Source organism: Dysgonomonas sp. 521 (genome assembly GCF_010501055.1).
Lineage (GTDB): Bacteria > Bacteroidota > Bacteroidia > Bacteroidales > Dysgonomonadaceae > Dysgonomonas.
In genome coordinates, this window is record NZ_QVMO01000184.1 from 1 (window position 1) to 375 (window position 375).

Below are 375 nucleotides of genomic sequence, written 5' to 3' on the forward strand. Positions count from 1 at the left end.
AAAAAGCGGAGGAAGTTTAGACGCAGGGCAGCAATAGAACCGGTTAACGCACATCTCAAATCAGACTTCAGAATGCATGAAAATTATCTCTGTGGGGAGAGGTATGTCCAAATCAATGCTCTTCTAAGTGCCACAGCCTGGAATCTCAAGAAATGGATGAAGAATCTCATTTCTTGGCTATATAATAAATGCTGCCAACCAAATGCAAATAGTTTTCTACTGATGAAAATGCTAGCGAAATGAAAAATATTTGGAAACTTTTATATTCGTAAGGAGAGACTACATAGATAGCACCGGGTTCAATCGTGATATGGTCCAGTATGTTGACATCATGCACACTTCCGTCTGTTATCTCTATAAAAGTCGGAATAGAAC

General features: G+C 38.9%; 2 pseudogenes. One reads left to right on the forward strand and one right to left on the reverse strand.

What is annotated here, in order from left to right:
• Positions 1-97, forward strand: a pseudogene (locus D0T84_RS23405) (hypothetical protein); the annotation flags it as partial.
• 69 nt (positions 98-166) lie between these two features.
• On the opposite strand, the pseudogene D0T84_RS21870 reads toward D0T84_RS23405, so the two are convergent.
• Positions 167-375, reverse strand: a pseudogene (locus tag D0T84_RS21870) (hypothetical protein); the annotation flags it as partial.